At 56.3% G+C, this 14,048-nt stretch carries 11 protein-coding genes; 9 read left to right on the forward strand and 2 right to left on the reverse strand.

Going from position 1 to position 14,048, the window contains the following annotated elements; translation table 11 throughout:
• The 5 genes from VGE80_RS03380 to secD all read left to right on the forward strand — a co-directional run.
• The coding region (locus VGE80_RS03380; protein ID WP_440591682.1) for an NAD-dependent epimerase/dehydratase family protein at positions 1–844 on the forward strand (844 nt) is incomplete at its 5' end.
• A complete protein-coding gene (locus tag VGE80_RS03385) occupies positions 844–1,923 on the forward strand; it encodes an Ldh family oxidoreductase (RefSeq protein WP_373653005.1) in 1,080 nt (359 codons plus the stop codon). The genes VGE80_RS03380 and VGE80_RS03385, both read left to right, overlap by 1 nt.
• A 158-nt stretch (positions 1,924–2,081) precedes the next feature.
• Complete coding sequence (gene tgt / locus VGE80_RS03390) at positions 2,082–3,200, forward strand: tRNA guanosine(34) transglycosylase Tgt (protein WP_373653006.1); 1,119 nt, start codon at positions 2,082–2,084, stop codon at positions 3,198–3,200.
• 156 nt (positions 3,201–3,356) lie between these two features.
• Positions 3,357–3,707 carry a preprotein translocase subunit YajC gene (gene yajC, locus VGE80_RS03395; RefSeq protein WP_397569238.1) on the forward strand — a complete coding sequence of 117 codons (351 nt, stop codon included), beginning with the start codon at positions 3,357–3,359 and terminating at the stop codon, positions 3,705–3,707.
• Between the two features lie 258 nt (positions 3,708–3,965).
• Positions 3,966–6,884: a protein translocase subunit SecD gene (gene secD, locus VGE80_RS03400; protein ID WP_440591683.1), complete on the forward strand. Its 2,919-nt coding sequence runs from the start codon at positions 3,966–3,968 to the stop codon at positions 6,882–6,884.
• Between the two features lie 460 nt (positions 6,885–7,344).
• Here secD and VGE80_RS03405 read toward each other — a convergent pair whose 3' ends face one another.
• Both VGE80_RS03405 and VGE80_RS03410 read right to left on the reverse strand, forming a co-directional pair.
• On the reverse strand, positions 7,345–9,084 hold the full coding sequence (locus tag VGE80_RS03405) for an ATP-binding protein (protein ID WP_440591684.1): 1,740 nt from the start codon (positions 9,082–9,084) through the stop codon (positions 7,345–7,347).
• Positions 9,085–9,708: 624 nt separating this feature from the next.
• Entirely contained in the window at positions 9,709–10,047 is a 339-nt protein-coding gene (locus VGE80_RS03410; protein ID WP_373653010.1) for a hypothetical protein, read from the reverse strand.
• 311 nt (positions 10,048–10,358) lie between these two features.
• On the opposite strand from VGE80_RS03410, the gene VGE80_RS03415 reads away from it, so the two are divergent.
• The 4 genes from VGE80_RS03415 to VGE80_RS03430 all read left to right on the forward strand — a co-directional run bounded on the left by VGE80_RS03415 (position 10,359) and on the right by VGE80_RS03430 (position 13,721).
• Positions 10,359–11,147 (forward strand): tetratricopeptide repeat protein, encoded by a 789-nt coding sequence (locus tag VGE80_RS03415; RefSeq protein ID WP_440591685.1) that lies wholly within the window; start codon positions 10,359–10,361, stop codon positions 11,145–11,147.
• A gap of 145 nt (positions 11,148–11,292) precedes the next feature.
• Entirely contained in the window at positions 11,293–12,282 is a 990-nt protein-coding gene (locus VGE80_RS03420; protein WP_440591686.1) for a hypothetical protein, read from the forward strand.
• Between the two features lie 146 nt (positions 12,283–12,428).
• The gene (locus VGE80_RS03425; RefSeq protein WP_440591687.1) at positions 12,429–12,830 is read left to right on the forward strand and encodes a hypothetical protein; all 402 of its coding nucleotides are present in this window, start codon (positions 12,429–12,431) and stop codon (positions 12,828–12,830) included.
• Positions 12,831–13,004: 174 nt separating this feature from the next.
• Complete coding sequence (locus VGE80_RS03430; protein ID WP_373653013.1) at positions 13,005–13,721, forward strand: hypothetical protein; 717 nt, start codon at positions 13,005–13,007, stop codon at positions 13,719–13,721.
• Positions 13,722–14,048 lie beyond the last annotated feature (327 nt).

Below are 14,048 nucleotides of genomic sequence, written 5' to 3' on the forward strand. Positions count from 1 at the left end.
GCGAAGGGACGACGACCGCTGGCAGAGGATCCTCGGGAGCGATGCTCAACGGATCCCGTTCGTCGCGGGGACCCTGTGCGATCGCGAGCTTCTCTCGGGTCTGGTCCAGGAACACAAGGTGACGCACATCATTCACCTGGCGGCGCTGCTGACCCCTCAATGTCAGCAGAATCCGTATGAAGGTTGCGAAGTCAACATCCTCGGCAGTGTATCCCTGTTTGAACTCGCACGCCTGAACCCGGGACAGGTCCGCGGAATCTCGTACGCCAGTTCCTACGCGGTCTACGGTCCCGAAGCCGATGACGCGATTCAGGGGATGAAAGCCGCTGACAACCGTCCCCCCTCGTTCTACGGTGCCTTCAAGATGGCCGTCGATCTGATCGCTGAACAGTATTGGCGGCATTTCCAGATCGCGTCCGTCGGGATTCGCCCGCATGTCGTCTTCGGCCCGGAACGAACAGTCGGACTGACTGCGGCTCCTTCACAGGCCGTTCGAGCGGCCGTTCGCGGAGAGCCCTGGTCGATCAATTACCGGGGACGCGTGGGATACGACTACGTCGAAGATGTGGCACTCGCCTTTGTGCGAAGCGCCCTGGAAACATCACCCGGTTCGACGATCGTGGACCTGCCGGGCCCCATGGCGACAACCGAAGAGTTCGCCGCCATCATCGATCGCGTCATCCCCGGTTCGGGAAATCAAATCAGTGTGAGTGGCGCTGCCATTCCCGCAAACATCCCGCCGAAACCGAACTACATTTCCTCGCTCTTCCCGGACTGGCAACCGACTTCGATCGAAGAGGGTGTTCGCCGGACTGCGGACTTTTACCGAAAGCAGATTGCCTGATGAGCCCCACAACCAATTCGCCTTCCATTTCCATTGATGCACTGACCCAGTTCTGCCTGGCGGCCCTGACGAGGGTGGGCGTCTCTCAAACGGATGCGAAAACAACCGCCACGGCACTTGTGACGACGGATGCCATGGGCGTCTTCACCCACGGAACCAAACTGCTGGCCGGCTATCTCAATAAGCTGAAAGGGGGAGGATACCGGGCGGGGGCCACGCCGCGTATCGAGCGGGAAGGACTCGGCTGGGCTCTCATCGATGGTGAATCGGCGCTGGGGCAGGTTGGAAGTGACTTTGCTATGCGCACCGCGATCGAGAAAGCACGGAAAGTGGGGGTCGCCTATGTCGGCCTGAGAAACACAGGCCACATCGGTGCCGCCGGCTATTATGCGGCGAGTGCCGCTCGGCAAGGCTTCATCGCGATGGTCACCGGCAATGATATCCCCAGCGTCGCCGCTCCCGGGTCCAAACGAGCTGTCCTCGGCAGTAACCCGATTGCCTACGGTGTTCCCCACGGAAACGGGGAACCGATTGTGCTGGATATGGCCACCGCCGCCGTTGCGGGGGGCAAGATTTACGCCGCCATTCAACGGGGCGAGACCATTCCTTCGACCTGGCTGATCGATCAGGAAGGCCAGCCGACGGTCGACGGCAGTCTGTACCCGGATTGCGCATCCCTGGCGCCGATGGCAGGCCATAAGGGTTACGGATTTGGGCTTTGGTGCGAAATCTTGTCCGCAGTGCTGCCGGGGGGCAAAATGACCTGGCAGGTCGGGAGCTGGATCTTCGACGATCCTTCGCTCCCCTCCGAACACAACGCCTCATTCATCGCCATCGATATCGGTGCGATGGTCCCGCGCGAACAATTCGACCAGCGACTTCAGCACCTGATCGACGAGATCCACGCGGCCCCCACTGCAGCGGGAATCGAACGTGTCCTGCTTCCCGGCGAACGAGAATGGGGGCTCTATCAGAAGGCTCACCAGGAAGGAATCAAACTTCCACAAGACGTTCGCGACAAGCTTGTTCAGGCGGCCGCGCACGCAGGGATCGAGCCCCCCGCTGAACTCAGTCGTTAAGCACGCCCTGATGCAGACTTACGGACCGCTGGTCGCGTGCTGTGAAGGCCAGTTCCGTGAACCCTCCTTCGGCGGGAGCGCGGGGCAGACTGTTGAAGCCACGTTTGAACCACTATGCTCCGCTCAGGTTTATCACTTTTGCAGGAGCTGCGGCGTTCGTGAGTCTGTTTCGATATCATTTAGAGGCAACGGATCCCGTGACGGGAGCCCGCGTCGGTCGCTGGGACACCCCGCATGGGTCCGTGGAAACCCCGGCGTTCATGCCCGTGGGAACGCTGGCAACAGTGAAAGGTCTGACCCCCGACCAACTCCGTCAGGCAAAAGCGCAGATGGTTCTGGCGAACACCTACCATCTTGCTCTCAGACCCGGCGCCGATGTCGTTGCCGAAATGGGGGGACTCCACCAGTTCATGCAGTGGGATGGGCCCATCCTGACCGACAGCGGAGGATTTCAGGTCTTCAGCCTGGCTCCCATGCGAAAATTGTACGAAGACAAAGTGGTCTTCCGATCGCATATCGACGGCAGCCTGCTGGAACTCTCCCCGGCGCAGTGCATCGGGATCCAGGAAAAGCTGGGCGCCGACTGCATCATGTGTCTGGATGAATGCCCGCCGCACGACGCGCCGGTGGAAAAAATTCAGGCCGCCGTCGACCGGACGACCATCTGGGCGGCTCGCTGCCGGGACGCTCAGGTCCGCCAGGATCAGGCATTATTCGGTATCGTGCAGGGGGGGACACACCAAAGCCTGCGCGAACGCTCTGTGGCCGGCCTGCTTCCGCTGAATTTCCCCGGCTATGCCGTCGGTGGACTGAGCGTCGGGGAAGAGCCCGAACAGATGTACCAGACCCTCGACTTCACCGTGCCGCTGCTTCCGACGGATCGCCCACGCTATCTGATGGGGGTCGGTCGACCGGTGGATCTGCTGGAAGGAGTCCTGCGTGGCATCGACCTGTTCGACTGTGTCATGCCGACACGCAACGGGCGAAATGCAACAGCCTTTACCAGTCAGGGTCTGCTGAAACTCAAGAACCTGAAGCACCGCACAGACCCGACCCCCGTCGACCCGGAATGTGAGTGCCCTGTCTGCCGACAGTTCAGTCGTGCCTACATTCGCCATCTGTTCGTGGCGGGTGAGATGCTCGGTCCGATTCTGCTTTCATGGCATAACATCGCCTACTACCAGAAGCTGCTTCGAGACTTGCGGCAAGCGATCAGAGCAGGGCGTTCTGCGGAGTTCCGTACAGATCAACTTGCCCGATGGAATCGATCCGTTTAAGATGCCCCTCCGCGTCTGGTCGGGTTTTTCTTGCAGTATCAATCGTGCAAGCGAGCACTTCGGACAAATTCACATGAAAAAACACTGCCCGGAGGCTTCACGATCAGACCGGGCAGTCCGTACAGGATCGGCACAGACTACGAATTGACGGGACCAATGTTGAACAGTTTCAACCAATTTCTGACGCTGGCCGAGGGCGAAGCCCCCAAAAACGATAGCTTTTTCTGGGTCATTCTGCCGCCACTCGCTCTCATCATGCTGATGTACATGGTGATGGACTCCCCACAGCGGAAGGCCAGGGCTCGGCGTGAAGCGATGATGAAGAACCTCAAGAAGGAAGACCGGGTGTTAACCACCGGTGGCATCATCGGCAGCGTGGCCAATATCAGTCAGGATGGCAAGGAAGTCACACTGAAGGTCGACGACGGCACCCGCATCCGTTTTATCCGCAGTGCAATCGTGGATGTCCTGTCAGCCGAAACCACAACCGAAACGACCAAAGCGTAAACGAAGACGTCATGATGGCACGAAATCATGATGACGCGAATTGGGATGCAGTGTCCTGACACCGAAAACCCTCAGTTGACTGCATCACACGAGACTTAACGAGTCACTGGGGTTGGTCCCCAACTCGCCCAGAACAACCTCAGATTCAGACATTGACACATTTATCGGGACTGGAATTCACGAATGGATGGAATCGGGCAATCAGTGCTGTTAATGCAGTCTGGAATATTGAGCCGTGAGTGGGCATTGATCCTCATCATGGCGAGCGTTTTCGTCCTCCCGTTCGTACTCGGGGCTTTCATTGCCCGGGCACTCCGACTGGAAGATCTGTCGACACGGATTTCGGTCGTCCTGTTCTCGATTTTCGCGTCGCTGGCCCCCTTCATCTTCGTGATGTCTCAAGGACATTCGTGGAAGTCAGCCATTCCGCTGGGGATCGATCTGGCAGGGGGAACCAACCTTGTCTACGCCATCGACAGCCTTGCTGCCGAGCAGCAGCAGAAGAAGGAACCAGGCCAGTCCATTCCTGTCGCAGTCATCGACAAGATGGTGGCTGCGATCGCCAAGCGAATTAACCCCTCGGGTGCGGAAGAAGTCACCGTCCGCCGAGTCGGGAACGACCGTATCGAAATCATCATCCCCGGTGCCGACCCTGATCTGGTCGAACAGAAGAAACGGCTGATTACCAAGCTGGGGAGTCTCGAATTCGGTATCGTCGCCAACGATAAAGATCACCAGAGCACCATCGAGAAGGCCATGCGTCTTTCTCCGACCGTCAACGAACTTCGCAGTGGCGATCGCGTGATCGCCTCGTGGCGCGACAACGCGAAAGATTCCGTCGACCAGAGCGATCGACAGGCCGTTCGTCAGGTCCAGCGAACAGACCCGGTCACCGGTGAAACCGTCGACGTCTATCAGTACCTGATCATCCACAACCTGCCGGAATACACCGTCACGGGTAAATACCTGACTCACGCAGCCCCCGGGACAGATCAGAGCGGTGGCCCCGCCGTCAACTTCCGGTTTAATGCACGAGGGGCCGCATTGTTTGGCACCCTCACTCAGAACAACCTGCCTGACACCACCGAACAGTTCCATCGCCACCTGGCGATTCTTCTGGATGGTAAAGTCTACTCCGCTCCTCGAATTAACTCTCGTATCTCCGACAGCGGAACGATCGAGGGGAACTTCAAAATGGAAGAAGTCGAAGAGCTCGTCGGAGTGCTGAACGCGGGTGCGTTGGAAGTCCCCCTCAAGCAGACCCCGATCTCGGAATTCACCATCAGTCCGCTGCTGGGTGTCGACGTTCAGGAAAAAGGGATCGTCGCGATTCTCGCCTCCTCGATCATCGTGTTCGCCTTCGTCATCATTTACTACCGGACTGCCGGTGTGATTGCAGCACTGAGCCTGGTGCTGAACCTGCTGCTCGTCGTCGGCGCAATGGCCTTCATCTCTGCCACCTTCACCTTGCCAGGTCTTGCGGGTCTCGTGCTGACAATCGGTATGGCCGTCGATTCCAACGTGCTCGTCTACGAGCGAATGCGAGAAGAATTCGCTCGTGGGGCCAGTTTCCGCATGGCAATTCAGAATGGTTTCGATAAAGCGCTGGCCGCGATTGTCGACAGTAATGTGACATCGCTGATCATCGCCGTCATTCTGTACCTGATTGGGACCGATCTGATTCGCGGATTCGCTGTGTCACTGTTCATCGGTCTTTCGATGAGTCTCTTCTCGGTGCTGTACTTCGGTCACCTCGCCTTCGATATCCTCGAACGCAAACGCTGGGTCAAGAAGCTCACCATGATGCAGTTCATTGGTGAAACGAAAATCGACTTCCTCAAGAGTCAGGGCTGGGCATTCGCGCTGTCGGGAGCCGTGATTCTGGCCGGCTTCGCTGCTCTGTTCGCACGGGGTGCCGGCAACATGGATATCGATATGAGCGGCGGAACCATGGCCACGCTCGAGTTTGTCAATAAGCAGACCATCGATGATATTCGCAGTCGACTCGAGCAGGCGTTCCCGAACGGCGTCAGCATCGAACGACTGACAGTCGGCGGCGAAGACCAGAAGGCCGGAACCCGCTATCGCATCCGGACCTCCGAAATTGACCGCCAGAAAGTGATCGCCGCCATCAACACCGCCTTCGCTGACAGCGAACACGCTGTTGTCCGGGTCGGAATCGATGACATCGCGATGTCGCAGCTCGGCGAACTGAAAGACGACTCTGCCCGATTCTCGGGTGGCTCTGAAGCTAAGGTCAAGCTGAACGGCGGGATCTCGGCAGAAACGTTCCTCGCTTACGTTTCCGATTCTCTGGAGAACAACCCCACCTCCAGCACCAAGTACTCATCGGGTTCTTCGCTGCTGCAGGTCAAAGGAGTGACAGAAGTTCCTAAGGCCTCCGATGCCCCTGTCGATCCAAAAATCCGAATTCCCACCAAGTATTCGGAACTGATCGTTCAGGCCACGCCAGAAGTGACCAGTCAGGATCTGGAGAGCAGCCTGAAGCTGGTTCAGGAACGACTCAGCACTGAGCCACTTCTGGATGAAGTGAACTCGTTCGACACCTCCGTCGCCAACGAGACGAAGTGGAGTGCGTTCTACGCCGTGGTCGCCAGCTTGATCATGATCATCGTCTACATGTGGTTCCGATTTGAGAAGGTGTACTACGGGATCGCCGCTGTCTCCGCTCTGGCACACGACGTTCTCGTCACCCTTGGGGCGATCGCGTTGGGTGCTTACCTCAGCAAGACCCCCATCGGACCGCTGTTGATGCTCGAAGACTTCAAGATCAACATGAATCAGATCGCCTGTTTGCTGACCATCGTCGGTTACTCGCTGAACGACACGATCGTGATCTTCGACCGTATTCGAGAAATCAAAGGCAAGAACCCCAACATCACCTACAACATGATCAACCTGGCCGTGAATCAGACCTTGTCACGAACATTGCTGACGGCGTTCACCACCTTCCTGGTGGTGGTTGTGCTGTACATCGCAGGGGGTGAAGGGATCCACGGCTTCGCCTTCTCGATGCTCATCGGGGTTATCACTGGTTGCTACAGTACGGTCTACATCGCAAACCCCGTCCTGCTGTGGCTGGTCAACCGCGAAGCCGCCGCAAAGTCCGTCCCCCAGCGAGCTGGCGTCAAGCTGGGCAAGACGGGTGTCGCGTAATGATCTGTGATGCCGACGGCTCAACCCGCTGCGAATCTCAATCACAACCTGTTTGAGCCGTCCTCAGAACAACTGTGAAATGAATGCAAGAGGGACTGACAAATCCACCGATTTGTCAGTCCCTCTTCTTTTGAGAACTCAAGCAGCGATCCTACCGAGACATCGCCTGCGTCGTCACCGATGACTGTTCGTAAGCAACCTTCACAGTGCGCAGAGATGTACGTCCACACACCCGGGTAGACCCGGTTGACGCGTCCTCGCGGCTACCGGGTCGGCGCCAGCCGCAAGTGGTTTGCCAAAATCCAGCAACCGATCCTGTCCGCTTCTGACTACCGGCGAGTTTCCGCGTTACCGGCACACGGAGATCCCCGACCGCCGGGCGAATGGACAAGAGAACGAGAGAATCAATGGGCACACTCATGAAGTCAGATGCATCTCCGGGATGCGGCTACGAAACGAATCAGATCGTCGTTCGCGATCCTGCGGACCCCGAGTCTTCCAGTCGCGGCCAGGCCAGCATGAAGCGAGACCCCTCGCCCAGCCGACTTTTCACGGTGATTTCCCCCCCGTGCTCACGAATAATCTTCTGACTGACCGCCAGGCCCAGACCGGTTCCCCGCGCCCCTTTGGTCGACTCAAAGACATTGAAAATTCGCTGGAGCTGGTCTTCGACAATCCCCGGTCCATTGTCGGTGACGCACACCCAGAACATGTCTGTCACGGGGTCCAGTCCCGTTTCAATCTTCACCAGTGCCCGGTCAGACCCTTCCACCGCGTCGATCGCGTTCGTCACGATGTTGAGCACGGCCCGATGAATCCCCTCGGGATCAAAGGTGCACAAAGGGAGGTTCGTCGCTGGCTCAAACCGCAGCTCCACGGCAAATTCATTCGCCCGCGCCTGCATCAGTTCGAACACGTCATGGACCGTGTCGTTGAGCTGTGACTGCTGGTACGCGGGCTTTCGTTCTTTACTGAACGTCAGCATGTCCATTACGAGGTTGTAGATACGATTCTGGTTCTTCTCGACAACGTGCCAGCCCTTGCGAACCAGCTCTTCGTTGTGACCATTCAGCCCCATATCAATCAGGTAGCTTCCACCCCGCACGCCCTGCAAGATGTTCTTGATGTGGTGGCTGAGGGTCGCAATCGTCTGTCCCATCGCCGCCATTCGTTCGGCTTTGACGAAAGCATGCTGATAACGATTGTTCTCCACAGCCAGTGCCGTATGCCGACCAATCGCGATGAGCAGTCTCAGCTGATCTTCCCGAAAGCCACCCGACTTCTCCCGCGACATCAGGAACGAGTCCGCCGGAGTCGTGATATCCACGTAGATCACCCCCATCAACTGATGTCGCCCCTGCATGGGAACACACATCGCTTCACGGATCCCCGCCCGGAAAATACTGTCCGTCGGGTCAAACCGCGTATCGTGCTGAGCGTCGGTCGTCCGGACCCCCTGGCACGTCTTCAACACGTAATCGACGATCGTTCTCGAGATCGGCATGCGTGCCCCGGGAACGCCCGCCACTCGCTGACTGGTGACCTGTGGCTGGATTTCTCCGGACTGAGGATCGGACAACAGCACGCATCCCCGATCCGCGAACACCGCCGAGACCGTCAGATCCAGCGTCCGTTGCAGCGACTGCTCCAGCGACGAAGAGGGGCGAGCCACCTCCTCCGCGATACGGTAGAGAACCGAAAGACTGTTGGGCGAGTCGGCCGCCTCATCGCGAGTCGGCGAACTCGTCTCGACAATCTCCTGGCCCATGTGAGTGACAATGCTGGAACGGTCGGCCGGATCGTGGCGACGCAGCAGGTTCACCCGTTCCGCCGCATTGTCTTTCCAACTGTCGCGAGAAGCGTTGCTGAAGAGCAGCAGCGTATTACCAAGCTGTATCTGGTCTCCGTCCACAAGCATGTGGGAACGAATCGCCACACCGTTGACGAGCGTTCCGTTGGAACTGTTGCGATCCGTCAGCACGAACTCGTCTTTGACGCGCTGGATCGTACAGTGATTTCGGGAGACTTCGTTGTCGAGAATGCGAATGTCATTGCGCGCATCGCGCCCCATCGCCAGCGGGCGGTCTCCCAACTCGAAGCGAGCGCCTTGTTCGACGCCCTGAACCACGAGCAACGAGGCATTCTTCACGACGTCAGCACCCCGATCGACAACTTTTTCGATACCATCCTCGAATCCCATGCACTTCGCAGTGGCATGCCCCATCATATCGAACAGGGCGGCAAACAGGGACTAAGTTCGTGAGACGAATCCGAAAAAACCAGTTCTCAACCATTCGACGAACGGGTTAGCCCGTCCAACTCAGCCCGCCCAACTCAGCCCCTGCAGCGCCACCACGTCCCCGATTTGCCATCCGGGACGCGAACAGGCTGTTGGAAAAGAGGCGGCTGGCTCCGAAGTCCGCTTGAAATCCATTGCTCAAGCTGCATGTCCCACTTTTCAACAGGCAGCTAAGCCGCGCATGTGACGATCAGGACCGTCCCTGGCTGACACGTCCTTCCTTGCGGTAACCCGTATGGTCCAGCGCCATCTCGATCACGGCGTATGCCGGCACGGAACTCCTGCGTACGAGTCGTGCGCGACGAGAGGGCACAGCCATGCCTGACAGCCCGTTGCCAGCGAGGTGCTGGCCGCAATGGAGGAGTTCGCTGCGGAGGGGGCAGGGGACTCATGGTGAAAGGGGACTGAGGGTTAAATCGTCCCGCGGACCACGAGGAACGTCTGGTGCCCGAGACGCCTGTCTCGCAGTTTCAACAGGTGGTCAATACCCGTGGCGGCCCCTGAGCGTCAGAGCGATCAACAATTTTAAGCGGCAGGGGGCAGGGCCAGCAGATCTTCGATCGTCTTCAGGAGTTCCGGATACTGAAACGGTTTCGAGAGAAAGCGGTCTCGTCCATCCACCTGAGTTTTGACAGAACCGATCAGAATCCGGTGCGATTCCTCGAAGCAGGATGCAGCATCCGCCGCCGTCGCTTCGTCCAGATCAATCACCACGACATGCGGCGACTTTTCGTCATCGCGCTGATTCAACAACGAACCGCGAGTTCGTTCGACATGGGTGCCACGGGGCTCCAGAACCGCTCTTAAAACGGCTTCTGTGTCCGTAATCCCATCTACCACCAACACATGAGGTGCTGAATTCACTCCGCCGTCCTTCCCTGGCTGGCAGTCATGCTTCATCTTGCTGCAAGGACAACCAACTGATGGCCGTCTGGCAGCGGGAGCGGTTTGTAATGCGAACTGAAAATCCTGTCAAAACCAAAAATCCATATGAAACGTCCCGATTTTTTCGCGGACTCGCGTCACCACTTGCAAAGATTGCCGACGAAGACAATTCTCGACAAAGACAGTTTCCCCTGAAGACGCCGCACGCATTCTCCGAGTCATCGTCGATACCCGGCAAAACTCAGCCTCAACCCGAATCAACCCCTTCTGAACACTCTGTGAAAGCTGCCATGCTCAGAATTTTGACCTGCATCGCGATCACTCTGCTGACCAGCCTCAGCCTTGCACAGGAACCGGGTGCAGGGGACGGAACGAATCCTCTTTCCGAGGAACGTCTGGCCGAACTGGATAACGACTTTCAGAGCCTGCTGGACGAATCGGCAGCCACCATTGCCCGGAACCCTCAGTCCCTCCGAGGGTACTCCGAACATGGCGACGCGCTGTTCTTCCTTGGACGTTTCAAGGAAGCAGTCGCCGATTACGATCAAATGATCGAACTCGAACCCAAAGAAAAAGCGTCGCACTGGCGGCGAGGGATCGCGTTGTTCTACGCGGGGCAATTTGAAGACGCCGCCGCCCAGTTCGAAAGTTATCACTCGTTCGACCAGATCGACAGAGAAAATGGGATCTGGCGGTACCTCTCACAACATCGCGCTCACGGACAGGCGAAAGCCAGAGAAGGGTTGCTGAAGTACCAGAAGGACGATCGGGAACCGTTCCCCGCCGTATACAAATTGTTCGCCGGCACGATGACCCCGGAGGAAATTCTCGAGCAGATCAACACGGCAAAAATTTCCAAGACAGAACGGGAAAAGCGTCTCTTCTATGCCCACCTCTACATCGGCCTGAACCATGCCGTGGAAGGAGAGGATGAACAAGCCCGAAAGCATCTGGCCCTCGCCACCCGCAACACCTGGGGACCCACCGCCGGTTACGGCCCCCACTACATGTGGCAAGTCGGCCGTCTCCACGAATCCCTGCTGCGGAACAAACAGTCGAAGGACCAACCCCGGAACTGAAATCGACGCCGCCGATCATGAAACGGTACCGCAATCCCCCCTCCCTCAAACGGCACCATGATCGCGCCACCACACGGAATCAGAGTTTTCCGAAAATCTGTCCTCTCAGTCCAAGCCCGAGAAGTTCGTCCAAGCAGAGCGAAGCATGTTCCACAAGGCATTCAGGCGACTCACAGACTTCGGCGGACGTATTCGTCAGCGGTATGACATCTGGCGCGGAAATTGCCTCCGCGACAGCGAATGGTTTGCGTTAGGCGTCTTGCTCGCCGGCAGCGACCCTCGGTTGAAAAAGTTCCGACTGCAGTGGGAATGCGGCACTCAATTCTATCGCGAAAAGCATCCAGAAAATCGGGCCATTGTTCGCTGGAGATTCAGCAATGGATGCCTTCACCATCCCACTCTCCACGCTGAGATCAAGTCACCAAAAATTGCTGTCTTATGCGAGGAGACGGGCAATGTACTTTTATTTAACCTTCGTTCTTTCAGTGATGGATGGTGCAATTGTCTTGAATGCGTACCTCTCGACAACGATGTACATCAACTTCAATTAGTAAGTGAGGCAGAGGCACCACCTCCGCCGACAAGTTTTCTGCCACCCATCGCTGACCAAAGAAGTGCTCATGGTCGTTTCAGCTCCGCTTTTCCAGAAGTTGAATTATTTCTAAGCGAATACGGAAACGTGGAGTTGAGCGACTCTATCTCAAATGAAGAACTGAATATTTGCAAGAAAGAACTCGAGACAACCTTACCCGCGACTTACCTTTCTTTCATAAAAGCAACAAATGGAATCTTACTAGGAGAAACTCAAATTGTTGGCGCCTATGACGCTGTGCAATTTGCCAAGTATTTCAACTTCGGAAACTCTCCGAACCTGTTCCTAGCCTATGATTTGATCAACTGCCTTGCCGATGGAGTCTGGCACATTCCATTAACAAACAACCCTCACGCCCTTGTCTGGCGCACTTCCAACTATGCCGAGCCGGACCCCGAACGACTCACTTTTAGTGAATTCTTGAAAAGGCAAGTCGAACTCGCCCGTGAAACAGAAGCGATTATTGCAAGCTTCGTAAAACGACGGTTTCTCGACGATGTCCCCCATGGATTTCAAATTGTTGAGATACAGCCTCCAAATTAGACCGCACATTGCCGGCAGGGTGGCCCAGACGTATTTCTTGGGGCGCGGCACACACGAAGTTGATGGACAAAAGAAAGACAGGGTGGCGTGCAAAGAACTAGCGCGCGACGGTGCTCAACCACTTCAGTATCCATGAAATCACTATCATGATTTCCTTTCCGCGTTATTCTGCTGTCGGCACCCAATTAACAGAATTACTATTACTAAGTGTCTTACGGCATTCCCACCTTAAGCGTGGCGACCAGATCCAGGTTAGTCGATTTGGCGGATATTCTGAAAAAATATATGCTCTCGAATTAAAGTTCGAGAATGAGCTCGATAATTCTAAATTTCCACATACAACGATCGGCACATTGTTAACCCTGCTAGCAGACAAATCCGAACTATTGTTTCTACTAATCTGCGGGGACGATAAAATCTGCTTTGGTCTTTTTGACGGGGACTTTCATTTCGTGCAAGCAAAAGATAAAGCGATCGAGGAGAAGATTGCCCGTGACTTTGATTTAGTGACCTTTCTTCTTGATGCACCGGATTTTCAATTTCAATGACGGGGGGGGGGAGAACAATTCGGTATTGGGAATACAGATCGCGCTGGCACTGCCATGGCGCTGCCAGCGCGCAAATTTCGCTGGATCAGTGTGATGATTTTCGGAGGGGTGGCCCAGAGGTCGCTTTGGACATCTGGGCCACCCCGTCATGTTTGATGCATTAGGACCACACAGATGAACTTGAATGGCGTGATGCGTATTCTTGCTCTCTTCCTGATCCTTGGAACCGTGCGGATACTCGCTCTCCTGGTGCTTCTTGGAATCACGGGACTCACCGTGAACTGGCTGCTTACGCCAGATACACCGCGAGAACCTCGCAGAGTTTGGATGACATACGAAGATGGCCTCTTGCCGTTGGGCAGGAATCGTTACCTTAGCGCAACTGATCTTCTTCACGGTGGCAGCCAGGGACAGGCAGACAAGAACGCGTACGCAGCGATCGTCATCTTGTCGACCGACCGCCATCCGTCCATGCCGCGCGTGAAGCAACTCCTTTCATCGTCACTGCAGCAGTGTCGCGAGCACTATCTCGATGCCTTTCGATTAGGAATACTTCAGGAAAGCAGCTCTCTAAAAAATGTCCATTTGAAACCGCCACCCTACAAGCCGGAGTACCTTGTTTTCCTGCTGGAGTTCGGACCGACTCACCAGCGCCCTGAGAACAAAACCCGCAGCGACTGCTTCGGAACGGTCATCCAGGCGAGGCGTGTTTTTGACGAAAGCGAGAGTGCAGCATCGATTGCGAACTCGGCGTTGATTACTCCAACTTCAGCAGACCACGAACAGGATGGTGACACGCCCGTCAACCTGAACTGGTCCGAGAACTTTACGGAAGTTGTCGAATCGTTTGAGAGTCGAACGGGAAAGATTCCGAGCAACAGAACGCAATAACCCGATTCGGAATCATGGTCAGTTCCCAATTAATAGTAATCTTTGAATGCGCCGAAACTGCGCGTACCGACTTGGAGGGGCGCCCTGATGTTGAAGTTCCTTTGGAGCAGGACTATTGTCGGCAATATTGCTTTTGTCACGGAGGACTCAGTCGTCACCTGCCCCGATGGGAAAGGGGGTGTGTGGGCACGATATCGCCGCGATGATGGCGCTCTCATTTGGTGGAGGTGGCATTATCGCGGAGGACAGTTCCAATTCGTGACAGACGAGGTGATCATTTCCTCTTTCTTCGCGAGTGCTGGAATTTATGCAACGGATTTTCGAACG

Origin of the sequence: Schlesneria sp. (assembly GCF_036405755.1) — a bacterium.
Taxonomy (GTDB): Bacteria; Planctomycetota; Planctomycetia; order Planctomycetales; family Planctomycetaceae; genus Schlesneria; species Schlesneria sphaerica.

Excerpts from the sequence above, each read along its gene's own strand:
- VGE80_RS03425 (WP_440591687.1), top strand. The coding sequence starts at position 12,429 with ATGATTTCCTTTCCGCGTTATTCTGCTGTCGGCACCCAATTAACAGAA.
- VGE80_RS03415 (WP_440591685.1), top strand. The coding sequence starts at position 10,359 with ATGCTCAGAATTTTGACCTGCATCGCGATCACTCTGCTGACCAGCCTC.
- VGE80_RS03420 (WP_440591686.1), top strand. The coding sequence starts at position 11,293 with ATGTTCCACAAGGCATTCAGGCGACTCACAGACTTCGGCGGACGTATT.
- VGE80_RS03405 (WP_440591684.1), bottom strand. The coding sequence starts at position 9,084 with ATGGGATTCGAGGATGGTATCGAAAAAGTTGTCGATCGGGGTGCTGAC.
- VGE80_RS03430 (WP_373653013.1), top strand. The coding sequence starts at position 13,005 with ATGAACTTGAATGGCGTGATGCGTATTCTTGCTCTCTTCCTGATCCTT.
- VGE80_RS03385 (WP_373653005.1), top strand. The coding sequence starts at position 844 with ATGAGCCCCACAACCAATTCGCCTTCCATTTCCATTGATGCACTGACC.
- yajC (WP_397569238.1), top strand. The coding sequence starts at position 3,357 with ATGTTGAACAGTTTCAACCAATTTCTGACGCTGGCCGAGGGCGAAGCC.
- secD (WP_440591683.1), top strand. The coding sequence starts at position 3,966 with ATGGCGAGCGTTTTCGTCCTCCCGTTCGTACTCGGGGCTTTCATTGCC.